Source organism: Azospirillum rugosum, from assembly GCF_017876155.1.
In the GTDB taxonomy this organism is placed as follows: Bacteria; Pseudomonadota; Alphaproteobacteria; order Azospirillales; family Azospirillaceae; genus Azospirillum; species Azospirillum rugosum.
Map to the genome: position 1 here is coordinate 152,964 of NZ_JAGINP010000019.1, position 24,132 is coordinate 177,095.

Here is a 24,132-nt window from a genome sequence, read left to right on the forward strand (position 1 = left end):
CGCCGGCGCCACCCGGCGCTCCCGTCCCCTGTCCGACGGCGCCACCCGGAGGTGGCGTCCCAACGTCAAAGACCAAATCCATGCCGAAGACGAGGTTGCCGAGCGCCATCTATTGGCGCGCGCTGAAGGAAGCACGTCCCTGGTACCCGCAACTGGCGATCATCATCGCGCTCGGGCTGCTGGCGACGCCTCTCGGATTGCTCGCGCCGATCCCGGTCAAGATCATCGTAGACAGCGTGCTCGGCGACCAGCCCTTGCCGTCCTTCCTGTCGCGGTGGCTGCCGCACGCGCTCACCGCCGACAAGGACGCCGTTCTCGCCCTGTGCATCGCCTTCGGCGTCGCGCTCGCCCTGCTGACGGTCGCGCACGGCGTGGCCGAATGGCTGTACCGCGAGACCATCGCCGATCAGATGGTCCGCCGCTTCCGCGCCAAGGTGATGGGAAACGCCCTGGGGCAGGCGGCCGCGCGCGATGCCGGGCGCGGCGTGGTCGATCAGGTCTTCCGCGTCAGCCAGGACGCCCCCGCCCTGCAGGCCATGACCATCTGGGGCGTCATCCCGCTCGTCACGAAGATCGGCTCCGTCGTCTGGGTGGTCTGGGTCACCGCGCTGATCAGCCCGCAGGTCGCCGCGATCGCGCTCGCGTCGGCGCTGCCGCTGGTCGTCCTGATCGTGCTGAAGCAACGGCCGCTGTGCGACCGCTGGCACCGCGTGCGCGAGCGGGAAAGTGGCCTGACCCGGCTGGCCTACGAGGTGCTGGGGGCGCGGCGCGTCGTGCTGACCGCCGGCCAGGAGGAACACGAGGTGCAGCGCCTGATCGACCAGGGCCGCGCCTGCTTCCAGGCCCGCCTGTCGGTGATGCTGATCGACGCCGGCTTCCGGGTGGCCCTGGCGCTGGCGGTCGGGCTCGGCACGGCCGGCGTCCTCTTCGTCGGCGTGCGCGACGTCCAGGGCGGCGCGCTCAGCGTCGGCGATCTGCTCGTGCTGCTGGCCTACATGGCCCAGCTCTTCGATCCGCTCAAGGGCATCGCCGAGCACATCATCGCCCAGCAGGCCGCCTTCGCGTGCGGCGAGCGCGCCTTCGCGCTTCTGGAGGCGCCGCCGGCCGTGCCGGAGCGGGCGGACCCCCGGCCGCTGCGCCGCGCCCGCGGCGCCGTGTCCTTCGACCGGGTGAGCTTCGCGTACCCGGACGGCCCGGCGGTGCTGCGCGGCGCCTCCTTCTCGGTTCCGGCGGGCACCTGCGTCGGCGTGGTCGGGCGCACGGGAGCGGGCAAGAGCACGCTCGCCAACCTGCTGGTCCGGCTGGTCGACCCGAGCGCCGGGACGATCCGCCTGGACGGCCGGGACCTCCGCGACCACCGCCTCTGCGACCTGCGCCGCCAGTTCGCCATCCTGGAGCAGGAGCCGTCGCTCTTCTCGACCACCATTGCCGGGAACATCGCCTACGGTCGTCCCGATGCCACACGGATGGACATCGAGGAGGCTGCGCGCCGCGCGCACGCGCACGGCTTCATCGCCGCCCTGCCGGACGGCTACGACAGCCTGGTCGGCGAACGCGCGCTGACGCTGTCCGGCGGCGAGCGGCAGCGCATCGGCTTGGCGCGGGCCTTCCTGAAGCAGGCCCCGATCCTGATTCTGGACGAGCCGACCAGCGCGCTCGACCGGGAGACCGAAGCCGCCATCACCGATGCGATCGAGGAGCTGATGCGCGGGCGTACGACCTTCATCATCGCCCACCGCCTCTCCACGCTGCGCCGCGCCGACCTGATCCTGCGGATCGACGGCGGGCAACTCCACGTCGAGCGCCGGGGCAACCTCGCCGAAGCGTTGGGGGCGCTGGAGACGACGGAGCAGGCCAGGTCCCGTCCGGCGGCGGAACACCGCGTCATCGACGCCACCGAATGGGCACGGGCGCGCGGCCGCCGGGAAGCCCGGCGGGCCTCGGATCCCTTCTGACCGCGCCGCCGCCTGCCCCCCAGCGCACCACGCGACGGATTCCGGGTTGTGCGAGGGAACCGCCTGCCGACCCGGAGATTGTCTTCGGTACCTCCCCGGCTTCTGAGCGGACAGCCCGGCAACAGCGGCCAAGCGGGCAGTCCGTCCGGGAACAGCGGCCATTCCGGAAACCGGCGGCCGTAGGCCGGCATGGCCTGAGGCACGATTGCGGAACGCCGGGGCCAGCTTGGGAAAACAAGGCGGAGTTGAACGGATGATCGCGGTGGCGAGCGGTGCGGTGATCGGCCTTCTGGGGCTCGCTCTGGCTGGCGGCGGAGTCTGGCTGGTGGCCCTCGGGGGCAGTTGGTACTACGCCCTGGCCGGGGTCGGACTCCTGACCACCGGGGGACTGCTGATCGCCCGCCGCAGCCGGGCGCTGTGGGTCTACGCGGCGGTGGTCGCCGGCACGCTGGCCTGGGCCCTGTGGGAGGTCGGCTTCGACTGGTGGCAGCTCGCCCCGCGCGGCGCGGTGGTCGTGCTGGTCGGCCTGTGGCTCCTTCTGCCCTGGGTCACGCGGGCGCTGGTGCGGGACGGGACGGGGCGGCCGCCGGCGGCCTGGCGCGGCGCCGGCATCCCGCTGGCGCTGTCCGTCGTGGCCGCCGCCGGCGTCGCCGTCGCGGCCCTGGCGCTCGATCCGCTCGACCGGGATGGGCGACTGCCGGTGCGGACCGCTGCCGCCCCCGCTCCGCAGGGCAACCAGCCCGCGGGCGATTGGCGCGCCTACGGCCGCACGGAGTTCGGTGACCGCTATTCGCCGCTCGACCAGATCACTCCCCGGAACGTGGGCCGGCTCGAGGCCGTCTGGACCTACCACACCGGCGACGTTCGCCGGCCGGACGACCCGAAAGAGACGACCTACGAGGTAACGCCGCTCAAGATCCGCGACACGCTCTACCTCTGCACGCCGCACAACCAGGTGATCGCGCTGAACGCGGAGACGGGGGAGGAGCGCTGGCGCTTCGACCCCAAGGTCCCGGACGAGACCAACCGCCAGCACCTGACCTGCCGGGGCCTGTCCTACCACGAGGCGCCCGCGGCGGCCGGGCAGGAGGCGGGGCCGTCCGGCGCCGCGTGCCCGCATCGCCTGTTCATGCCCACGGCCGACGCCCGCCTCATCGCGCTCGACGCCGACACCGGCCACCCCTGCGCGGGGTTCGGCGACCACGGAACGGTCAACCTGTGGCGCAACATGCCGCATCATAAGGACGGCTTCTACTACTCGACCTCGCCCCCCGCGGTCACGGGCCGGCTGGTCATCGTCGGCGGGGCCGTCAACGACAACGTCTCGACCATGGAACCGTCCGGCGTCATCCGGGCCTACGACGTGATCACCGGAGCGCTGGTCTGGAACTGGGACTCCGGCAAACCCGACCAGACCGCCCCCATCGGGCCGGACCAGACCTACACCACCAACTCCCCGAACAGTTGGACCACCTTCAGCGTGGACGAGGCGCTCGGCATGGTCTACGTCCCGATCGGCAACCAGCCGCCCGACCAGTGGGGCGGCAACCGGTCGCCGGAGACGGAGCGCGTCTCCAGCTCGGTGGTGGCGCTCGACCTGACGACGGGGAAGATGCGCTGGGTCTTCCAGACGGTGCACCACGACCTGTGGGACATGGACGTTCCGGCACAGCCCAGCCTTCTGGATCTGAAGACGGACCAGGGCACGGTGCCGACGCTGGTGGCGCCGACCAAGCAGGGCGACATCTACGTCCTGGACCGCCGCACTGGCAAGCCGATCCTGCCCGTAAAGGAGGAACCGGCGCCACAGGGGGCCGCGGCGGGCGACACGGCGGCACCCACGCAGCCGACGTCGGCGCTGACCTTCAAGCCGCCGCGCCCGCTGGAAGGGCGGGACATGTGGGGCGCCACCCTGTTCGACCAGCTGGCCTGCCGCATCGAATTCCGCCGCTTGCGCTACGAGGGCCGCTACACCCCGCCCTCGACCCAGGGGACGCTGGTCTATCCCGGCAACTTCGGTGTCTTCAACTGGGGCGGCGTGGCCGTGGACCCGGTCCGGCAGATCGTCTTCGCCACGCCCGCCTACCTGCCCTTCGTGTCCAAGCTGATCCCGCGCGAGAACGCGACGACGAACTACGTCTCCAATGGCAAGCCCGGCCTGAACGAGAATTACGGCGCGCCCTTCGCGGTGGACCTGCACCCCTTCGTGTCGCCGCTCGGCCTGCCCTGCACGGCGCCGCCCTGGGGCTATGTCGCCGGCGCCGACCTGACGACCGGCACGGTTGCCTGGCAGCACCGGAACGGGACGGTGCGCGACCTCGCGCCGGTGCCCCTGCCCTTCAGGATGGGCGTTCCCGACCTCGGTGGGCCGATCGTGACCGCGGGCGGCGTCGCCTTCCTCAGCGGCACGCTGGATTACTACGTGCGGGCTTACGATGTGACCACGGGCGCTCAGCTGTGGGAAAGCCGACTGCCGGCGGGCGGGCAGGCCACCCCGATGACCTATCTGGCCCCGAGCGGGCGTCAGATGCTGCTGGTGGTCGCGGGCGGCCACGGCTCGACCGGCACCAAGGCGGGCGACGCGGTCGTTGCCTACGCGCTGCCACCCGGGTAATCGGAGAAGCCCGCGACACACCCGTGACGGTGACGCGTTGGGGGCAGGCGACATGCGGGTTCTTCACGAAGGGAGAGCCCGCCTGTCCCATCGCCCGGCTACGCGGCTTTTCTCAGATTCCCGTCCACCGGGTAGACGACCTCCTCCACGAACACTGGAACCTCGATCACCGTCGTCTCGGTCGGCGCGTCGAAGTAGGCCATCGCCGCGACCGGCTCGTGCAGGGCGTTGTCGCTGCCGGGCATGCCCATCACCTCATCGTTCGGCACAAATGCGGGGTTCTCCGCTGCCGCTCCGGACGTCGCAGACAGCGTCGCGTCGCCAATCACGCCGGCACGGCCGTCCACCGTTTCGTAGCGGGCGTAGGCGTTGACGACGTTGCCCGCCACCACCTCCGCCGGTCCGCCGCCGCCTACGCCGTGCGGTCGGCGATGCCGTCGCCCGACATGTCGAAGCGCATGGCGCTGTCATAGACGTTCACCAGCTCGATGCCGCTGCCGCCCAGAGGGATGTCGTGCCCTTCACCGCCATAGAGCTGGTCGTCGTTGTTGCCGCCGTCCCCGCCGAAGTAATCGCTCCCCTCGCCACCGGACAGCGTGCCGGCTCCCGCCCCGCCGAAAAGGGCGTCGTCGCCCGATCCGCCGTGCCGTCGCTCCGACTGGCTCGTCCCGGCCGCGATGACCGCGTCCGCTCCGAAATCATGCACGCCGGCGTCGGGCGTCGGCAGGTCGATCCGGTTCAGCATGATGCTGGTGGCGTAGGGGGTGAAGCCGTTGGCCAGCTCTTGCCGGTAGATCGCCTCGACCCCCTCGGTGTCCTGCGTGTCCCAACAGTCGGCGGCGGTGTCGGTGCCGGAATGAGCTGGATCACTTTCGGGCTGCAACCCAACATACAGTCCTTGATTCCCGAAATCCACCTTGGCGGATTATGGAACCCACCACTTCGGCATTACGGATGTACATTCGAAAGATATATCTCTATAGGTTGATGCATGGGTGTTCCGGCCGGACCCGGGGCGCCGCCATTCTGCAGGGAGGAACGCCATGCATCACGAACCGCTCTCCGAGACATCCGGCGATCGGCGAGTGCCGGCCACGGATAGGGGCATGCCGCGCCGCCGCTTCTGCCGGACCATGGCGGGGCTGATCGCCGGCTCCGCTTGCGCGGGCGTGCTGGGGGCGCAGGACGCGGGGGCGCAGCCGGTCGGCAACGAACGCCTCGGCGAACAGGGAGCACCAAAGGGCATGTCGGTGTCCCGCACCCCTTATTTCGCCTATGTCGGGTCCCGGACGACCCGGGAGCGCAACGCGCGCGGCGAGGGGCTCAGCGTGTACCGGGTCGATCCGGCCGCGGCCACCTGGACGCCGGTGCAGGTGCTGCGCGATCTCGTCAATCCCTCCTTCCTCTGTTTCGACCGGCACCGCCGGTTCCTCTACGCCGTGCACGGCGACCGCAGCGAGATCAGCGCGTTCCGCATCGACCCGGCCTCGGGAGAACTGACGTTCCTCAATCAGGAGTCGACAGGCGGAAAGAACCCGGTCCACCTCTGCGTCGACCCCGGCAACCGCTTCGTGATCGTCGTCAACCACATCACCTCGTCGCTCGCCGTGCTGCCGCGTGAAGAGAACGGCTCTCTGGGCAAACTGTGCGACCTCGTCACCTTGACGGGCAAGATCGGCCCGCACCGGGTGGAACAGCCCTTCCCCAAGCCGCATCAGGCCCTGTTCGACGGGACGGACCGCTACATCGCGGTTCCCGACAAGGGCCTGGACCGGACCTTCGTCTTCCGCCTCGACACGGCGACCGGGAAGCTTTCGGAGGTTGAAGGGACGGCGGCGGAGTCCCGCGAAGGGGCGGGGCCGCGCCACATCGCCTTCCACCCATCGAACCGCTTCGCCTACGTCGTCAACGAACTCGACTCGACGGTCACCGCCTGCCGCTTCGACGCCGGGACCGGAGCCCTCGTGCCCTTCCAGGTGCTTCCCGCCTTGCCGGACAGCTTCGTCGGGAACAGCCGAGGCGCGGAAATCGCCGTGACGGCGTCCGGCCGCTTCGTCTTCGCCTCCAACCGCGGCCACGACAGCATCGCGGTGTTCGCGGTGGACGGCGTCACCGGGCGGCTCACCGCGGCGGGCTGGCACCTTTCCGGCGGACGGACGCCGCGCTTCTTCGCCCTCGGCCCGACCGACGACACGCTGTTCGCCGCCAACGAGGACAGCGACACCATCGTCGGCTTCCGCATCGATCCGCGCACGGGCGGTCTGGATCCGCTGGGGACGGTGGCCCGCACGGGCAGCCCCGTCTGCATCCTCTTCAATCCCGCGGGCGAGGGGGCGGTGAAGGGATAAGAAGACCGTCTCGAACCTGGGGGAGGATGGTAAAGGGCGCTGGGACGGCAGCGAACCGGGGGGCGCCCTGAAGTGGCGGGTCATGATGGAGGTGACGGGCGAGGACGGCGCGCATTGTCGCTTTCGGCGTCGGTGCGGCGCGTTGCTGGCCGACCTGTTGCCGTTGGACACGGCCCCGGACGTGGAGACCATCCGTCGGCGCACGCTCCAGGTCGGCGCCCGGCTCGAACGGGCGGCGCTGGTCCCGCCGGACGAGTGTTCGTCGGCCCCGGCAACGGCGATCACGCTGGCCATCGACGCGGGGCATGTGAAGTCGATCAAGACTTACCAGGTGCGCTCGTTCGAGGTGATGCTCGCGCGGGTGGGCAACGATCAGGGGCGGGAGGTCGTTTTCAGCAGCCTGCCGGCCGAGGCCGACCTCGACGCCGCTTTGGAAGCCGCTGACGACCCGCCGGCCCGGAAAGTCGCCGCGCTGCTGCGCGCCTTGGAGACGTACATCGTCGGGCAAGCAGACCTGATCATCGACGACGCTGCCGCCCGGCATCGGAGCGAGGCCATTTCCACGGCGACGACCGAAAGCACCGTCCAGCGCCTGCTGCACCGGAGCATGGGCGCCAACCAGCAAATGCGCTGGTCTCCGCGGGGCGCTCATCGGATGCGGACGGTGCGCACCGCGGTGATGAACGGCACACTCGCCGCGGAGCCCGCAAGGGCCAGCGCAGCTACCACGCCGCGACCGAGCCATACGCCCGCCGACCATTTCGCCGGGCGGCGTAACGCCCCCCAGGTTTGAGACGGCTTCTCAAACAATCAGGCGGCGCCGGCGCGGTCCGCTTCCGCTTGGCCCGGGCGCGGGGCGTGGTTCAGGCGCACGCGCACGATCTCCCATCGGCCCCGCGCGCTGGGCGGCGTGCCGTCGTCGCAAGGAGCGCGGTCCAGCACGTCGAAGGACAGCGTCGACAGGCCGTCGCCCGTCGGGATCCGCCCTGTCGACCAGGTTTCCTGGAATACACGGCGGTTGACCAGCGCGATGGGGGACGGGGCCGCCTCCGGCGTGAAGCCGTCGTTGTCGTGGTCGAGCGGCTGGAAGCGTCCCTTGCGCCGGCCGGTCGGGATGCGGCGCGCGCGGATGCGCAGGGAAAAGTCGAAATCCTCGTACCCCCAACCCCAATAGCCGTTGGAATAGCCGTCGACCTGCCGCATCACCGCGTTCGGCATCAGCAGCGCGCCGCCCATCGTGCTCTCCAGGTTCGTCGTCACCGTCTTGTCGGATCGTCCCGGCGCCACGGGCCGCTGCTCGGCCCCGTACCACAGGATGGGGGTGGGGACGTCGGCCCAGCCATAGTCGGCGTCCACCGGCAGGTAATCGACGTCGTGAAGGCACGTGTAGTCGCTCGTCCCTTCCCCGAGCAGGAAGCCGGCGTTCTTGAGCGCGCCGCGGTTGAAGGGAAGCCCGGCCTCCTGCTCCACGATGGTGACGCGGTGGTCGATCCGCGGGTCGATGCGGTCGAAATAGGCGCTCATCCAAGGAATGAACTGCCGGAGATGGCTCTCCCGGTTGCGGTATGGCACGACGATGTGAAGCCGCCGGCCGGCGCTGTCGGTGCCTGTCATGGATCGGTCCTCGTGATCGTGATCGGCCGGGGCGGGTCGCCCGCGCGGTGGATGTCCCACATTGCCCGGTAGGCCGCTTCCAGGTGCCGGGTGAAGCGGGGGGTGTCGAAGAGGGCGCAGGTCGGCCGGTTGCGCGCCAGCCGCGCGCGCAGCGCGCGGAGCCGCGCCGGATCCCGGGCCAGCGCCACGGCCAGCGCCTCGTAGGCCTCTGGCCCGTCGGTGACCAGTTCGGGCAGCCCGGCCGCCTGAAGAAGGCTCGCCGCCACCCGCCCGGCAAAGGTCGGGCCCCGGCGGGTCAGCACCGGCAGCCCGGCCCACAGGGCGTCACTGGCCGTGGTGTGGGCGTTGTAGGGAAGCGTGTCGAGGAACAGATCGGCCAGCCGGTGCCGCGCGAGGTGCTCGGCGTGCGGGCGGGGCGGGGCGAAGACGAGGCGGTCCGGCGCGATGCCGCGGGCCTCGGCCTCGCGGCGGAGATTGCCGGCCACCGCCGCGTTCCCGGCGTAGAGCCACAGCACGCTCCCCGGAACCGCCCGGAGGAGGCGCGCCCAGACATCGAACACCGCGGGCATCAGCTTGTAGGGGCTGTTGAAACAGCAGAAGACAAAGCCGTCGGCCGGAAGGCCGCAGGACTCCCGCGTCGGGGTCGTGTCGGCGATGGCGCGGTGGCGGTCGTTGGGCTGGTAGCAGTCGGGAAGCCGCACCACCGCCTCCGTGAAGAACTCGTCCTCGCCCGCCGGGATCACCGTGGGGTCGGCGATGATGTAGTCGACCCAGCCCGCGCCGAAGGTGCCGGGATAGCCGAGCCAGTTGACCTGCACCGGCGCCGGGCGGGCGGCCAGGATCGTGGTCCGCGAGAAGGAGGTGAACCCCGTCAGGTCGACCAGGATGTCGATGTCGTCCGCGGCGATTGCCCGCGCGGCGTCGCCGTCCGCGTGCCGGCGCAGGTCGACGAAGCGCTCCATGCCACGCTCGAACCGTCGGCGCAGCGGGCTTCCGTCGTCCATGCCCGTGGAGTAGGCGGTGACGGCGAACCCGGAGCGGTCGTGCGATTCCAGCGCGTCGACCATCAGGTGGCCCAGCGCGTGCTCCCGGAAATCCGAGGACAGATAGCCGATCCGCAGGCGCCTGTCCCCGTCCCCATCCCCGGCCCCATCCCCGGCCCCGGCCGGGGGCGCCGGCCGCGCGACCGGGGTTGCGCCCAGGGCCTTCGACGCCGCCCAGCGCGCCGCGGCGGAGCGCTGGTCGGCCGGCGTCGATGGGCAGGACAGCAGGATGAAGGGCGGCACGCCCGCCGCCCCGTCGCGCACCCGCTGGACGAGCAGCGCCTCCCGGCTCTCCAGGTCGGTCCAGTCGCAGGCGAGCTTCTGCTGCTGCACCAGATGGCCGAGAGCCGCCGCGTGCCCCGGGGCGAGCCGGAGCGCCCGCCGGCAGGCCGCGACCGCCTGGTCGCTCCAGGCGGCCAGGACGGCCGCCCCCGCCAGGTCGACATAGGTCTCCGCGTCGCCCGGCGCGGCGGCGATGGCGCGGCGGAAGGCCGCGACGGCAGCGTCGGGCCGCGCCGCGTCCATCAGCACGCCGCCCGCCGCCCGCCACGCGCCGGCGTTCTCCGGGTCGCGGGCGAGAAGGCCGCGGAGGACCGCCAGCGCCCCATCCGTGTCGCGCAGGCCGGACAGGGACTGGGCGAGGTTGATCTCGACGACCGGAAAATCGGGCCGCAGGCCGAGGGCGGAGCGGTACTGGTCCACGGCCTCCCGCGGGCGGCCGGACGCCCACAGCGCGCTGGCGAGGTTGTTGCGCGCCCCGGGGTCCGACGGGTCGATGCGCACGGCGGCCGAGGCGGCGCGCAGCGCCACGTCCCAGCGCTCCAGCGCGTGCGCGGCGTTGCCCAGCGCTTGCCAGTTCCGCCCGTCCGCCGGATCGAGGGCGACCGCGCGGCGCCCGTCGGCGCAGGCCTCGGCCGCCGGACCGCCGGCGTCGAGCAGGCAGGCCAGGCTGCGCCAGGCGTCCGCGTCGTCGGGGGCGAGGCCGATGGCTGTGCGGTAGGCGGCCTTCGCCTCCCCGATGCGCTTCAGGTGATGCAGGGCCACGCCCAGCCGGCGCCACGCCGCCGGGTCGGCGGGGGCCAGGCGCGCCGCCTCGCGATGGGCGTCGGCCGCCTCGACGAAGCGCCCCTGGTCCTCCAGGGCGACGCCGAGGTTGCCGTGAACCGCCCCCAGCCCGGGATTCGCCGCCAGCACGGTGCGGTAATGGGGCTCCGCCTCCCGCGGGCGGCCCTGGCTGTGCCGGGCGATCGCCAGCCCGTAATGCGCGTCGATCGAGGAGGGGGCGAGCCGCAGGGCCGCCGCATAGACCGCCTCCGCCGCGTCCCACCGCGTCACCGCGCCGAGGGCGGCGCCGAAGTCGAGATACACCTCCAGCTTCCCGGCCGCGTCCTTGGCGATGGCCAGCGACGCCTGGAACCGGGCCACCGCCTCCCACGGGCGCCCGAGGCGGTGGAGGACGACCCCCAGCCGGTGCAGGACGGCCGCGTCGCGCGGTTCGGCCTCCAGGGCCTTGAGGTACCAGGCCTCCGCCGCCTGCCAATTCCCGGCGCTTTCCGCCGCCATCGCGCGCGCGACGCTGGTCATGCCGTCACGCGCGCCAGCGGGTGTGCAGGAGGATGCGCGGGATGTCCGCCGGGCGCCGGCCATCGCCCCATTGCGAGATGTCGGGAAGGGTGGACAGGCCGTGACGGCGGCCGAGCAGGCTCAGGATGCTCTGGTCGTGGCGATGGTCGCGGAACTCTGGATAGTTGGGCAGCCCGCATTCGTTGGGCGCGTCGGTGATCAGCCGGGCGTCCTGGGCGAGCGCCAGCCACTCCGCGACGAAGGCGATGGTCTCGGGCCGGCGCTCCACGACGATGAAGCTGGCGAGGATCTGCGCGGCGTCGGTGTAGGCGGGCTCGTCCAGCCCCATGACCTGGAAACAGTCGCGCTTCGTCCAGACGCGGTTGCGGTGATGGTCCTCCAGCGTGAACAGCAGGATCGGCAGGTCACGCCGCTGCCGGCACAGGTCGATGACCGGGTCGGCGCGGTGGACGAAGTGGGCGCCGCTGTCGCTGTAGAACAGGACGTCGCCGTCCTCCAGGTGGTTCCGCAGCATCATCCAGATGCCGTAGGGCTTCCACAGCCAATAGCCGGCCCCGCGCGGCTGGCTGAGGATGTGGTGGTTGCGCGCGGCGAAGTCCGCGTCGATGTGCTGGCGCCCCATCACCGCCACGTTGTCGAAGCCGCCGATCTCCAGCCCGGTCTTCGCGTTGTGCTTTTGCGCCGTCGTGAAGGCGCCGTCGGCGTAGTTGAGGAGCACGCGCTTCATGGGAGGTCTCTCTTCTGCCGTCTCGGGCTTCCGCCGTCAGAGGCGGCTTTCGATCCATTCGGCCAAGCGGAAGGCGTCGAAGTGGAACTCGTCCACGCCCAGGAAGGGAGACGTGCTCCGGTAACGGCAATAGGCGTCGTAATCGTCGTCGGCGGCAAGGATGGCCGCGCAGGCCTCCTCGTCCGAAGCGAAGCGCGACACGTCGATGAAGCTGTCCAGGGCGATCTCCCGCCCGACGTCGGAATCGCCCCAGTAGAGGGGCACCGCCCCGGCTTGGAACACGTCCAGGATCTTTTCCGTCAGGTAGCCGGGGTGCGACGCGTTTTCGAAGGCGAAGGCGAAGCGGTAGCGCGAGAAGACGCGGATCTTCGGCAGCCACCCCATCTTCACCACGGTGCCGGTGTTGTTGAGGTGCCAGCCGACCGACTCCACGCGGCGCCGGGCCGAGAGCGCCTGGAAGAACTCGTTGCGGCGTGTGCCGTTGGGGTTTTTGTAGAGGAAGGCGCAGAACTTGCGGTCGGCGAACTCCTGCCGAGTCGGCGGGACCGGCGGCAGCACCGGGTGGCAGAAATGCGGCGTGGCGCCCTCCCGCAGATGGTCGTGGGCGTGCACGACGTAGAGCGGCAGGCGGTAATGGCGGGGGTCGTCGATGCGGTCGAACGACAGCGACATGTCGAAGCCGTCGAGCGGCGGCCGCACATTCTCGCCCGTGAAGAACAGCCAGCGTGCGGCGCGCGCCTCATGGTGCCGGCCGCCGAACACCGACACGATCGCGAGGTCGCTGTTGTCCGCGACGACGGATACGTCGAAGCGGCCGGACAGGATCGCGACGAAGAAGTTCGACGACGGGTCGAATTCCGGCCAGAAATCATGGAAGGCGACCTTGAGCCCCGGCTTCGCGCCGCGGCGGCCGAGATCGGGTCCGTGCAGCAGGAAGCGGTCCAGAAGGGCCGGATCCGGCCGGGGGGACGCCAGGAAGTCCGCCAGGAACGCGCTGGTCCGTTGATCGATCATTCCGCCCACGTCCTCCGGAGCCCTGCTGCCCGTTTGCCGTCTCTGGCCGCCGTCCCTGGCCGGACGGCGGCGACGCGCACACGATAGGTTCGCCACCGCGCGGTGACCAGCCCAATTTTCCGGCCTAGTTGTTTGAAGACGGAACGTTGTTGGGACCCGGCGTTGGGCTATTCAGGATTACAGCTGCTGGATCAAAGGGCATCTGGCCGCGGTCATCGGCAGAGGGGGCTGAGAGCATGCAGAAGTGTGGGGCGGTCGGGTAGACCGGCGGATCCGAGGGAGTGTAGGGTCGGAGCTTCCGGAAAGCGGACCTCCTGATGCCCCGACAGCCTCCCGCCAAAAACTCATCGTCCGAACCGTCAAGCGATTCGATCCTTCAGGTGAAGGTCCGCCTCCTGGACGTCAGCCCGATGGTTTGGCGACGGCTTCTGGTGCCGGCCGCGTTCACCCTTGAAGACCTGCATGGTGTTCTTCAGGTGGCCATGGGCTAGGAAGGCATTCACCTCTACCGGTTCCGGATCCATGCTGTCCATTACGGCTCGTTCGAGCTGGGCGTCTCGTCGCTACGGGTCCCCTTGGATGCCTTCCGGTTCCGTAAGGGCACCAAATTCACCTACGATTACGATATGACTGCGCTCTGGCGGCATGAGGTTCGGGTCGAGGATCGTCGGGAGCCCGAGCCGGGGCGCTTTTACCCGGTCTGCATCGCTGGAGACCACACCTGTCCGCCGGAGGACTGTGGTGGGCCGGAAGGCTATGCGGACCGGCGCCGGGAAGCCGTCGGCTTCGACGCTCTGGACGACATCGCCACGATCGCGCGTCTGGTCGAGGCGGTGGTGCTCGACACGCAGACCGGCCTTCTGGATGACCCGGACACGCGCTGGGATTGGAAGAAGCGCTGTATCGCGCCAAAGCCCGCGAACCGTTTCTCGCCGACGATTTCTCCGCGGGCGTAGCGCGCGGCGTCGGGCTCGGCGAGCAGGATGGCCATGCGGGCCTCGGCGTCGTCGGCGCTGCGGACCCGGCGGGCGCGCAGGCGCTGCGCCTCGCGGCGCAGCAGCTCCGGGACGATCTGCGAGGTGCCCTTGCCGGTGGCCGCCTTCAGCTCGGCCAGCAGGACGTCCGCCTCGCCGTTCTTGATGTTGATCGGCACCGGCGAATCCTGCGGAAAAGGGAATGCGTTTCTGCAGAATCCTAGGCGGTTTCGCGCGTGGCGGCAAGGCCGCCAGCGCCGATAAGCGCCCTTATCGGCATAATGGGAAAAGAGCCACGCAACTAGCAGAAGTTATTCCATCGAACAGTATCATCACGACGGCACCATGTTGAAATACCTGGATTTTCCATCGGGAACACGGGGCCGGACCGCACCCGGAAAGTTCCGGGGCCGCCCTGCCCTTTCCTCAAGCCGATCGACGGTCAGGAACCAGTCCAAAGCTTCTCAGCGCCCCGCGGATCAGCACCGAATCGCTCCGTCCGTTCCGACGTCAGCGCGTGCCACGACATGGTCAGCGGTTTGTTCGGACGGAGCTACCGTGTCGGGGAAAAGAGGATGACATGCTCGTGCCGGTCCGGTTGCTTGGCCGTGTACATGGCCGTGTCGGCGGCGGCGAGCAGCGCACCGGCGTCTCGCGCGTGTTGTGGGTAGAGCGCCACCCCGATGCTGGCGCCGACGTGGACGTCCTGGTCGGCAATGCGGATCGGATGCGCGAGCGCCTCGACGATCTTGTCCGCCACCGCACGCGCGTCGTCCTCGCCATGCACCTGCTCCAGGATGGCGGCAAACTCGTCCCCGCCCATTCGGGCGACGGTGTCGGCCTTGCGCAGGCAAGTCACGATGCGGTCCGCGGAGACACGCAGGACCACGTCACCGGCCGAGTGCCCCAGGGTGTCGTTCACGGCCTTGAACTTGTCGAGATCGATGAAGAGGAGGGCGACAGTCCCTTGCGAACGGTCTGCGCGCGCGAGCGCCGTCGTCAGGCGATCGAAGAATAGGCGCCGATTGGGCAAACCGGTCAGGGCGTCGTGGTGGGCCAGATGGTCCTTTTCGGCCTCGCTCCGGCGCAGCCTTTCCTCCGCCGCCTTGCGCTCGGTGATGTCCCGGCCGATGCCGACCAGCCCCAGCAACTCACCGCCGTCGTCGCGAATGGGGGCTTTCAGCATCTCCACGCAGAGGGTGCTGCCGTCCGGTTGCGGGACGAACTCCTCGTTCCGGCAAGGCCGGTCCTCGGCATACACCGCCGCGTCGGTGCGACGGATATCTTCCACCAGCTCGGCAGGCCAATGCTCGTGACACAGCGTCCCGACCATGGCGTCCGGTGTTTTGCCCTGCCAGGCCGCGAAGGCGCGGTTGACCTTGCGGAGCACGCCGTCACGGTCCTTGAAGAACACCGCGTCCGGAATGGCATCGATGATCCCCTGAAGAAGGGCGCGCTGCCGTTTCAACTGATCCTCGGACTGCCGGCGCTCCGTGATGTCCCGGGAAATGCCGACGACGCCCAACACCGTCCCGTCCCGGTCGCGGCAGGCCGCCTTGGCGGTCTCCACCAGGACCCGACGGCCGTCGGGGTAGGTGAACCATTCCTCGGTGCGCGAAAACCCCTTCTCCATGGCGAGACGGTCGGTGCGCCACCGCCGCTCGGCCGTGTCCGCGTCGAACAAGTCGCGGTCCGTTCGGCCCATGGCGCGTTCCATCGGGTGCCCCGCGTATTCCAGCGCGGCGCGATTGCAGTTCAGGTACGTGCCGTCGGTGTCCTTGAAGAACACGATGTCCGGCATCGACTCGATCAGGCTCTGCAGCATGACCCGTTCCCGATGGAGCGCTTCCGTGACCGCCCGATGATCGGTCACGTCCTGCAGCAGCCAAACCTCGCCATGCTCCGCGAACACCGCCGAGAACAACACCCAGCGCAAGGCTCCGTCCTTGCGAAGGATGGGAAGCTCGACCGACACGGGCGCTCCGCTTGCCCGGGCGGCATCGTAGCGACGGCGAATATCCTCGTGATCCTTCGGAAAAGCCACGCGGCACCAGACATCGAGCGAAGGCACCTCGTCGCGTGCGTAGCCTGTGATGCTTTCGGCGGCACGGTTCAGAAAGACCGCTTCTCCTTCCACGTAAGCGGCCCCGGCGGGAAGAAGCTCGACCATGCGGGCAAGGCGACGCTCCGAGGCCCTCACCGCCTGTTCCGCCCGGACCTGCTCCGTCACGTCGCGTTCGTTCATCAAGACAACCAAGGCACCGGACACCGGATCGGTCGTGATCCGGGCATCCACCCCATGCCACTTGCGTCCGCCACGCGTCACGACCTCCACGAACCGGCTGAACGTGTCGCCGCGATCCAAGGCGTCCAGCAGAGCCCGCCGGTCCGCCTCATGCAGGAAATGCGACGCCAGACGGTCCCCTTCTCCCCCCAGGCCGACCGGCCCGAACGCCTTCTGAGCCGCGGGGTTGCGCATGAGCGGCGTGCCGTCGCGTGTGAACAAGGAGATTTTAACCGACGTGTGATGCAGCGCCTCGACGCCCCGCAGCGTGGACGGGTCGACGGGCTGGTCGATGATGACCGCCTCGTGCAGCATGCCCAGCCGCCCGTCGGGCAGAACCATGCCGGTGCGGCGCACCCGCGCGGTAACCGGCTGCCCGTTGGGGTAGAACGTCCATTGATCGATGACCGGTTCCCCGGCGGCCAGTTGCCTGGCCAGCGTTGCCAAGCGGGTCCGCGTGGCGTCAGACATGTCGGTGAAATCGCGGTTCAGGAATTCCTGAAGAGTGGACGCCCCCCACAGGTCGAGCGCTGCTCGGTTGGCCCAGACCATGCGTGCGCTTTCGCTGTCGAACAGCCACACCGGCATCCACAAAGTCTCAAGAAGTGGAAGGTCCGCAAACGTCAGGGAGCGGCTGGACGTTTGGACATGCCGAGTCGAAAGATCGCTCGAATGGGCGTGGTGGTGCATTTTGGAAGCTCAACGCGTCGGCATTGGCGCGGCATGTGGAAAGCCGAGCTTCTTGTCAGCTTACTCGTCACGGATTGTGCCCGTCCAGCCGGAAGAACGTCGTATTCGCAGAATAAGATTGCAAGCGAAGCGTGCGCGGCAAACATTTGTTCCATTGCTCCGAAACATTAGGCCGTCTATCGCGAGTGGCTTCATGTTTCCGATGAAACATTAGGTACGCTACAGATTAAAGGTCCTGGCATTTTCATGCACTCTGATCGGCCGCGGATTTCAGAAGTCATGACCCAGGAGGGCGAGCGCGCGGCCTGAGCGATCGCCTGCGGCTATTTGTCGTAGAACGTTCCATAGAAATACCGGCATCAATGCGCTAAAAGTTCAAAAGAATTTGATGCAAATGTTGAATATGCGTCCGAAACCGTTGCCTTGCAGCAATCAAGGCTGCGCCGATCAGAGTGTTTCATGCTGCGGAAGGGTCTGACTTGCTGAGCAACGTGAAGTTCCGGGCCAAAATCCTGCCGGCGTCGACCGTCATGTTGATCGGCATGGCGCTGAAATCCAACGTTGCGTTGTACGACAGCGCAAAGGATGAGGAATTCAGTGAGGCGTAACGCTGCGTGGCGAAAAAGGGCCGCTGCCTTCATGCCTGACGACCATTGATGAGCGTAGACCACCGTGACCTTCTTTCAGAACCGCAGCCTGAAGCTGAAGCTGACTCTCGGCGCCACCCTGCTGGGCGGCCTGCTGCTGCTGGCGCAGTCGGTTCTGCAGTTCTACTCGCTGCGCAGTGAGGTTCTGGAGCGGATCGAAATCCAGCAGTTCGATCTTTTGTCCGAACTGTCCGCCCGTCTGGACAACGAGTTTGCCCAGCGGCTGCTGGCTTTGGCTCAGGCGGGCACGGTGGTCCCGCGGTCGATGCTGTCCGACCCGGCGGCGCTGGAGCGTCACTTGCGGGAGGAGACCGCCCTGCTCAGCCTGGTGGACGACCTGTACATCTTCGACGCCAACGGCAGGCTGCTGGTGGACTGGCCGGAGAAGCCCGGACGGCGCGGCCTCGACATGAGCAGCCGCGACTACATCCAGCAGGTGCGCGCGACCCTGCGCCCGACCATATCCCGGCCGATCCTTGGCAAGGCGACACGCCAGCCGATCATCGTGCTCGCCGCCCCCGTTCTCGACGCCGACGGCCGCTTGTTCGGGATCATCGGCGGGGTATTGAACCTCCACAAACCGAACCTGCTCGGGTTGCTGTCGGACCGTCGCGTGGGGCAAAGCGGCTATTACTACCTGGTGACCGAGGACCGCACCACGGTCATTCACCCGGACAAAAGCCGCATCATGCAGCCGATCGCCAGCCCTGGTGTGAACCCCCAGCTGGACCGGGCCTTGGAAGGATTCGAGGGAACCGGCGAAGGGGTGAACAGCCGGGGGCTCAAGGGGCTGTTCACGTTCAAGAGGCTTGAAACCACCCGCTGGATCCTGGCTTCGGTCATCCCGGCCGAAGAGGCCTTCAGCCCGATCCGCACCATTCAGCAACGCATGATCGTCACCACCGTGCTGTTGATCCTGGTGGTGACTCCGCTGCTGTGGGGGTCCGCCCAGCGCTTGCTCAAACCGCTGGAGGATCTGGCCGAAGCGATGCGCGAGCGCGCCGCGCGGATGCGCCGGCGCGAGCCGACGACGGCGGTGGACAAGGGGGGCAGTTCGGAGATCCGCACCGTCGCCTCCGCCTTCAACGAATTCCTCGAAGCCCGCAACCAGGCCGAGCAGGCCTTGCAGCGTCTGGCGCACCACGACGCCCTGACCGGCCTGCCCAACCGCATTCTGCTGGCCGACCGCATGGAACAGGCGCTGATCCATGCCAAGCGCACCGGCCGGACGGTGGCCGTGGGCTATCTGGACCTGGATGGGTTCAAGCCGATCAACGACCGCTTTGGCCATCACATCGGCGACATTCTGTTGCAGGAGCTGGCCAAGCGCATGAGCGACGTGATCCGGGCGGACGACACGCTGGCACGCCTGGGCGGTGACGAGTTCGTCGTGCTTCTGCCCGGCCTGGACGGGCTGGAGCAATGCCACATCTGCCTGAACCGCCTGCTCGCGGTCATCCGTCAACCCATCAGCATTCCCGAACTGGCCGAACCCTTGACCGTCACCGCCTCGATCGGCGTGACGCTTTATCCGCTCGACGGCGCCGACCCCGATACCCTGCTGCGTCACGCCGACCACGCCATGTACCAGGCCAAGAGCGCGGGGCGGAACGGCTATCGGCTGTACGATCCGGACGAGGACCTGAACCAGGCCGCCGGGCAGGCCAACCGCGACCGCATCCGTGCGGCCCTGCGATCCGGTCAGTTCGAACTTCATTACCAGCCCAAGGTCAACATGCGCCAGGGCACCGTCGTCGGCGCCGAGGCCCTGATCCGCTGGAACCATCCCGATCAGGGCTTCCTGCCGCCCGGTGAATTCCTGCCGCTGATCGAGAGCGCCAACCTGGACGTGGAGGTCGGCGAGTGGGTGATTCGCGTCGCCCTGGCCCAGATCGCCGCCTGGCAGGCGGAGGGCCACGCCATCCCGGTCAGCGTCAACATCGCGGCCTCGCACCTGCTGCAGCCGGATTTTCCGACACGGCTGGCGGCGATGCTGGCCGAACACCCGTCGGTATCGCCGCGGATGTTGCAGATCGAGGTGGTGGAAACGGCGGCGCTGGAGGACATCACCCACGCCAAGCGAACCCTGGACGCCTGCCGGCGCTTAGGCGTCAGCGGCGCGCTGGACGATTTCGGCACCGGCTACTCCTCGCTGACCTATCTGCGCCACCTGCCCGTCGATACGCTGAAGATCGACCAATCCTTCATCCGCCACCTGGAGGACGATGCCGATGACCTGACCATCGTGAAGAGCATCATCGTCCTGGCCCAGGGGCTGGGCCGCACCGTGGTGGCCGAAGGCGTGGAAAAGGTCGAGCACGGCACCATTCTGATGGCGCTGCATTGCGATCTTGCCCAGGGCTACGCCATCGCCCGTCCCATGCCAGCCTCCGCTTTCCTGCCGTGGGTGCGTGGCTGGACACCCGACACCGCATGGTGCATGGCCACGACCGTTGCGCGCTGATGCCCCCATTCCCAACGCGATGGTCGCCCTGCCCCGCGCGCCCCAACCAGAGGATGACCACGGCATAGCGGGTGCTGCACACAAAGAAGCACGTCGGTTGACTGTGTCATCAACATCGCTCATGGTGGCCCGGCTTCAAACCCGAGCGAGCACCACCGATGGCGCACGACATGAGCGGCGAGGAACTCCGCCGCTACCGCGAGGACCGCGGTATGAACCAGCAGGAGCTGGTCTCCTGGCTCAACGAACGTCTGGGCCGACGCTACGACCGCGCCAAGATCTCCCGATGGGAGACCGGCGCCGAGCGAATTCCTCAAACCGTGGCTTCGGCGCTGAAGGACGCGACCAGCCCGGTGGGCATTCCGGCGGCCTCCAGCCAACGCAACGCACCGCTCGTTCTCTGCGCCGCCAACCAGAAGGGCGGCGTCGGCAAGACGACGACCTGCGTCAACGTGGCCTGGCTGCTGAGCCGGCAGGGGCAGCGCGTGCTGCTGGTCGATTGCGACCCGCAGGCCAACGCAACCGTCCACCTCGGCGTGGACCCGCACGAGCGGGAGGTTGCCAAGGAGACGCTGACGCACGCGCTGCGCTCGTCCCGACCGATGCGGGAATTTGTGACGCCGGTGTGCGACGGGGCCTTCGACCTCCTCCCCTCCTCCATCTCCCTGGCGGCGGCCGATCGCGAATTGTTGCGCCAGCCCAACGGCACGCTGATCCTGCGCGCCAAGCTCGCCCAACTGGCCGGCCATTACGACTTCGTCATTCTGGACTGTCCGCCGCATCTGGGCGAGTTGACGGTCTCGGTGCTGAACGCCGCCGACCAGCTCCTCATTCCAACACAGACGGAGATGCTGTCGCTGATGGGCATTCCCCAGCTGTTCGAAACCATCGCCGGCGTGCGCGAACTCGTCAATCCCCGCTTGCGGATCCTGGGCATCCTGCCGACCATGTTCAGCCCGCGCCGGCTTCAGGACGAACAGATCCTGACGGAGCTGCACGCCATGGCCACATCCGAGAGCCTGCGCCTGTTTTCCCCGGTCCGCCGGGCCGCCGATTACACCAAGAGCGTTCTGGCCGGGCGTCCGGGGTTGGCCATGAACCCCAACTCCGCCGGGGCGGAGAGCTATCAGGAGATTGCCGAGGCGTTGCTGGTGCTTGGCCGCGCGGAGATGAACCATGGCGCCTAAGAAGGGTCTGGACACGGCCAACACCGGCCTTTTGAAGCGGGCCATCAGTCGCGCCGCGGGTGGCGGCAGCAGCAGCAACCGAGCGCTGTTCGGCCTGAGCGCCAAGATGCGCTTCCGGGAAATCCCGCTCGGGCAGATCGAGCCGGACCCGGACCAGCCACGCCGGAACGCTCAGGAGGCCGACATCGGGGCGCTGGCCGCATCGATCGAGCAGAAAGGGTTGCTGCAGCCGATCAACGTCCGTGAGATCGCCGCCGACCGGTTCATGATCATCGCCGGAGAACGGCGGTATTGGGCGTTCCAGCAACTCGCCCGCGACACCATTCCGGCGATGGTCCTGGACACCGACGACGCCCAGGCCCTGGCGCTCATCGAGAACGTGCAGCGCGTCGACCTGCATCCCATCGACGTGGCCCGCTCCCTGGAGCGGCTGATCGACGACAAGGGGCTGACGCAGGAACAGGCGGCGGTGCTCATCGGCAAATCGCAAGAGTACGTGGCCCGGCTGTTGGGAATCCTGCGGCTGCCGGCGCCGATCCTTGAGGACGCCCCGCAGCAGGCACACGTGTCAGTGTCCGTGCTGATGGAACTCTCCGAGCTCGGCGACGCCGCGTTGCAAGCCCAACTGTGGGAGCGCGCGAAATCCGGGCTCACGGTAAAGGCGGTCCGTGAGGCGAAGCAGCAGCGCAAGGCCCCCTCCCCTACTCCGGCATCCTACCAGCCGGCGTTGCGGGCCCTGCACAACGGGATGGCGAAGCTCCACGACCTGAGCGCGGGTGGCCGCCGGCTTGAAGACGCCGACCGTAAGGCACTTCTCGACTTGCGCGCCGCCATCGACGCGCTGCTTGGCGACTGATCCGCTATTAGACGTCTAATACGTCACCGGGATGGCCCGGGGCTTATTAGACGTCTAATCGATCGTCCGAGGCGCCAGGGTACGGATGCGGTCTTCGATCCGTTCATCCAGTGGATTGTAGACCAGAAGGCTCAAATCCGGACGGCCATCGACGGCGAAAGCCGAACATTCCAACTCGAAGGTGCCGAGCTCTGGATGCTGGAGGTGCTTGATCCCCTCGCCCGGCACAGCTCGTCGACGAGGTTGGCGATCTCCTTCACGGCGCCGGCCCGTGCGGCATCGAATGCATCCAGCAATCGCTGGGCCGCTTGTCACCGGAGCGACGCCGCCCGTCTCTATCGTCTGGCGATCGAGGCGGCGGAACCCGGCGCACGCTACCACGCGGTCGGCGTGGAAGGCTTCGAAACACGCGCGATCGTGAAGGCACTGGCGCGCGGCCTGAAGATCCGGGCCGTTTCAATCCCGCAGGAGGAAGCGGCCGAGCATTTCGGCTGGATGGCGATGTTCGCGGGCATCGACATGGCAGCGTCCAGCGCCGTGACGCAAGCGAAGCTCGGTTGGCGTCCGAAAGGTCCCGGCCTCATCGCCAACCTCGACGCGATGCGCTACGCCTGACACGGTGGTTGCGGCCCGGCCCAAGGTGGTTCCGTCTGTGACCGGATCGTTCTCGAACGGCTTAATCCTGACGCCCGTGCGACACACCGGAGAAGGCCCGAAGCGCGTCCGCCACATCATTCATGACCTGCGGAAAGAACGCAACCCGACCGACAAGCGGACCCTCGGTGATCGGTGTGGGCCGGGGCAGAACGCGGGGCAGGGGAAGCGGCTTGCCACCGTCCCGTTCGTCCGCGCGCGGCGGGTCGTAGAAGTGGAGCGCGAGTTGCCCATCGGGTTCGGCGGCATAGGGAATTCCGGGCACGGTCCGGCGCTCCGCACCCGGAAGAACATACTGGTCGCCTTGGGCGGTCCGTTCCGTCAGCGGCATCCAAAACACCCGGTTAGCGGTCGCGGTCAGGTTCAACCTATCAGGTTTCCGCCAACCCGCGTCAGAAAAAGCGGCTCGTCGCGCCCGCGGCGACGAGCCGGAACGCCCGCCTGTTCTTCGCCATCGACCTTGCACAACTCATCCGAAAGCGCCCGTGATCGATCATCCCACGCTGATGCCGGCAAATTCCAGCTGACGCGCAACCTTGGACAGCCGATGGTCATCGGCGGGGTGCTCGCTCAGCAGGAAGGGGCCGAAATCGGCGTCCGCCGTCCGGCCAATCAGCACCACGTCGGTTGGCAACACGATCACGTTCCAGGAGACCTCCTCAGCCACTCGGCTGGCGGTGACGGGATCGATGCCGCTGGCGTTGTGCGCCGCCATCCGAACGAACATCACCATCCCCGCCGCGTCCTGCATCGCGCGCCGGTAAGACGGATGCTGCATGATGGCAACGTCGCCCATCGCGGCGGACACGGCGAGAGTGGCCACCATCCTGGGCCCGTACAGGGTATCCCGGATGCATCCTTCGATGATGACGGCCGGGGCGCCGATGTCGCGCATGAGCGTCCGGCAGTTCGCCAGGATCGGGTTCCAGAGCGGGGGAGGGGAGGGCAGGGGGACCGAAGTGACCATGGGCATTGGCTGTCGATCGGACCGACCAGGAGAGGATCGAGGCCCGCTCCGAATGAGGGCGCACAGAGCCGCTCATTGCCGGGGCGGAAGGGTCGGTCACTGATAGCCGCCGTTTTCCGCGCGCTCCTGCGCAGCCTCCTCCTGGGCTTTTGTCAGCTCGTCCTTCGTCCCCGGCCGCGGGACATCGGGCTTGGCGGTCGCACCGTCCTTTTCCGCTTGGTCCGGTTTTGCGTCGGTGTTGCGGCGTTCGTCCATCGCGTCATCCTCGCTTGTGGAACGGGCCGATGCAGCCCGTCTGCATCTCTCCAACACGCGTGCGTGCCGGCCGTCCCATCGTGGTGAGCGCTCGCCCGTGCGGAAGCCGACCGCACCGCCGCCTTGAACGCCTTGGTCGGGCGCTTGACCAACACGCCACAGCACTGTCCGGATTGCGCAACACCCGCAGAGGTAGCGCCCCATGCCGAAGCCCCAAGAGCGGATTGACCGCGGCGCCAAAAACAGAAGAGGCGG

Annotated in this window: 20 protein-coding genes and 2 pseudogenes; 10 read left to right on the forward strand and 12 right to left on the reverse strand. The window is 68.5% G+C overall.

Annotated elements, in window-relative coordinates; genetic code table 11:
- The first annotated feature begins 80 nt into the window (after nt 1–80).
- Nucleotides 81–1,955 (forward strand): ABC transporter ATP-binding protein, encoded by a 1,875-nt coding sequence (locus J2851_RS24075; RefSeq protein ID WP_209769439.1) that lies wholly within the window; start codon nt 81–83, stop codon nt 1,953–1,955.
- Between the two features lie 253 nt (nt 1,956–2,208).
- Nucleotides 2,209–4,569, forward strand: coding sequence for a glucose/quinate/shikimate family membrane-bound PQQ-dependent dehydrogenase (locus J2851_RS24080; protein ID WP_209769441.1), 2,361 nt, complete (start codon nt 2,209–2,211; stop codon nt 4,567–4,569).
- 98 nt (nt 4,570–4,667) lie between these two features.
- On the opposite strand, the gene J2851_RS24085 is transcribed toward J2851_RS24080, so the two are convergent.
- Nucleotides 4,668–4,958 carry a hypothetical protein gene (locus tag J2851_RS24085; protein ID WP_209769442.1) on the reverse strand — a complete coding sequence of 97 codons (291 nt, stop codon included), beginning with the start codon at nt 4,956–4,958 and terminating at the stop codon, nt 4,668–4,670.
- Nucleotides 4,959–4,981: 23 nt separating this feature from the next.
- A complete protein-coding gene (locus tag J2851_RS24090; protein ID WP_209769443.1) occupies nt 4,982–5,452 on the reverse strand; it encodes a calcium-binding protein in 471 nt (156 codons plus the stop codon).
- A gap of 223 nt (nt 5,453–5,675) precedes the next feature.
- Here J2851_RS24090 and J2851_RS24095 point away from each other — a divergent pair, with 223 nt between their 5' ends.
- Both J2851_RS24095 and J2851_RS24100 read left to right on the forward strand, forming a co-directional pair.
- Nucleotides 5,676–6,917 carry a lactonase family protein gene (locus tag J2851_RS24095; protein ID WP_246500890.1) on the forward strand — a complete coding sequence of 414 codons (1,242 nt, stop codon included), beginning with the start codon at nt 5,676–5,678 and terminating at the stop codon, nt 6,915–6,917.
- A gap of 127 nt (nt 6,918–7,044) precedes the next feature.
- A pseudogene (locus J2851_RS24100) lies at nt 7,045–7,694 on the forward strand (ISKra4-like element ISAzba1 family transposase); the annotation flags it as partial.
- A gap of 33 nt (nt 7,695–7,727) precedes the next feature.
- Here the strand turns inward: J2851_RS24100 and J2851_RS24105 are convergent.
- The 4 genes from J2851_RS24105 to J2851_RS24120 are packed head-to-tail and all read right to left on the reverse strand — an operon-like array spanning nt 7,728 to nt 12,899.
- Nucleotides 7,728–8,531, reverse strand: coding sequence for a galactosyltransferase-related protein (locus tag J2851_RS24105; RefSeq protein ID WP_209769444.1), 804 nt, complete (start codon nt 8,529–8,531; stop codon nt 7,728–7,730).
- A complete protein-coding gene (locus J2851_RS24110) occupies nt 8,528–11,158 on the reverse strand; it encodes an O-linked N-acetylglucosamine transferase family protein (protein ID WP_209769445.1) in 2,631 nt (876 codons plus the stop codon). Before J2851_RS24110 ends, J2851_RS24105 begins: the two co-directional genes overlap by 4 nt.
- Before the next feature lie 4 nt (nt 11,159–11,162).
- Nucleotides 11,163–11,885, reverse strand: a complete 723-nt coding sequence (locus J2851_RS24115) for a hypothetical protein (protein WP_209769446.1) — start codon at nt 11,883–11,885, stop codon at nt 11,163–11,165.
- Nucleotides 11,886–11,921: 36 nt separating this feature from the next.
- Nucleotides 11,922–12,899, reverse strand: coding sequence for a glycosyltransferase family 10 domain-containing protein (locus tag J2851_RS24120; RefSeq protein ID WP_209769447.1), 978 nt, complete (start codon nt 12,897–12,899; stop codon nt 11,922–11,924).
- A 410-nt stretch (nt 12,900–13,309) separates the two neighbouring features.
- On the opposite strand from J2851_RS24120, the pseudogene J2851_RS36750 reads away from it, so the two are divergent.
- Nucleotides 13,310–13,603 (forward strand): annotated as a pseudogene (locus J2851_RS36750) (plasmid pRiA4b ORF-3 family protein); the annotation flags it as partial.
- 50 nt (nt 13,604–13,653) lie between these two features.
- Here J2851_RS36750 and J2851_RS35965 read toward each other — a convergent pair.
- Both J2851_RS35965 and J2851_RS24135 read right to left on the reverse strand, forming a co-directional pair.
- Nucleotides 13,654–14,052, reverse strand: coding sequence for a type II toxin-antitoxin system VapB family antitoxin (locus J2851_RS35965; RefSeq protein ID WP_246500892.1), 399 nt, complete (start codon nt 14,050–14,052; stop codon nt 13,654–13,656).
- Between the two features lie 374 nt (nt 14,053–14,426).
- Nucleotides 14,427–16,745, reverse strand: coding sequence for a PAS domain-containing protein (locus J2851_RS24135; protein ID WP_209769450.1), 2,319 nt, complete (start codon nt 16,743–16,745; stop codon nt 14,427–14,429).
- A 581-nt stretch (nt 16,746–17,326) separates the two neighbouring features.
- Here J2851_RS24135 and J2851_RS36375 point away from each other — a divergent pair.
- From J2851_RS36375 to J2851_RS24150, 4 genes are all read left to right on the forward strand, one after another.
- Nucleotides 17,327–17,455 (forward strand): hypothetical protein, encoded by a 129-nt coding sequence (locus tag J2851_RS36375; protein WP_281416084.1) that lies wholly within the window; start codon nt 17,327–17,329, stop codon nt 17,453–17,455.
- A 64-nt stretch (nt 17,456–17,519) separates the two neighbouring features.
- A complete protein-coding gene (locus J2851_RS24140) occupies nt 17,520–19,958 on the forward strand; it encodes a bifunctional diguanylate cyclase/phosphodiesterase (RefSeq protein ID WP_209769451.1) in 2,439 nt (812 codons plus the stop codon).
- 158 nt (nt 19,959–20,116) lie between these two features.
- Entirely contained in the window at nt 20,117–21,145 is a 1,029-nt protein-coding gene (locus J2851_RS24145; RefSeq protein WP_209769452.1) for an AAA family ATPase, read from the forward strand.
- Nucleotides 21,135–22,001, forward strand: coding sequence for a ParB/RepB/Spo0J family partition protein (locus J2851_RS24150; protein ID WP_209769453.1), 867 nt, complete (start codon nt 21,135–21,137; stop codon nt 21,999–22,001). The genes J2851_RS24145 and J2851_RS24150 overlap by 11 nt, the downstream gene beginning before the upstream one ends.
- A 54-nt stretch (nt 22,002–22,055) precedes the next feature.
- Here the strand turns inward: J2851_RS24150 and J2851_RS35970 are convergent, their stop codons facing one another.
- On the reverse strand, nt 22,056–22,316 hold the full coding sequence (locus tag J2851_RS35970) for an MmyB family transcriptional regulator (protein WP_343206618.1): 261 nt from the start codon (nt 22,314–22,316) through the stop codon (nt 22,056–22,058).
- Here J2851_RS35970 and J2851_RS36610 point away from each other — a divergent pair.
- The gene (locus J2851_RS36610) at nt 22,197–22,616 is read left to right on the forward strand and encodes a Rossmann-fold NAD(P)-binding domain-containing protein (protein WP_209769454.1); all 420 of its coding nucleotides are present in this window, start codon (nt 22,197–22,199) and stop codon (nt 22,614–22,616) included. The genes J2851_RS35970 and J2851_RS36610 overlap by 120 nt on opposite strands.
- Nucleotides 22,617–22,677: 61 nt before the next feature.
- Here the strand turns inward: J2851_RS36610 and J2851_RS24160 are convergent, their stop codons facing one another.
- The 3 genes from J2851_RS24160 to J2851_RS24170 all read right to left on the reverse strand — a co-directional run bounded on the left by J2851_RS24160 (nt 22,678) and on the right by J2851_RS24170 (nt 23,877).
- Nucleotides 22,678–23,022, reverse strand: coding sequence for a hypothetical protein (locus J2851_RS24160; RefSeq protein WP_246500894.1), 345 nt, complete (start codon nt 23,020–23,022; stop codon nt 22,678–22,680).
- 126 nt (nt 23,023–23,148) lie between these two features.
- The gene (locus tag J2851_RS24165) at nt 23,149–23,550 is read right to left on the reverse strand and encodes a hypothetical protein (protein ID WP_209769455.1); all 402 of its coding nucleotides are present in this window, start codon (nt 23,548–23,550) and stop codon (nt 23,149–23,151) included.
- A 168-nt stretch (nt 23,551–23,718) separates the two neighbouring features.
- The gene (locus J2851_RS24170; protein ID WP_209769456.1) at nt 23,719–23,877 is read right to left on the reverse strand and encodes a hypothetical protein; all 159 of its coding nucleotides are present in this window, start codon (nt 23,875–23,877) and stop codon (nt 23,719–23,721) included.
- Nucleotides 23,878–24,132 lie beyond the last annotated feature (255 nt).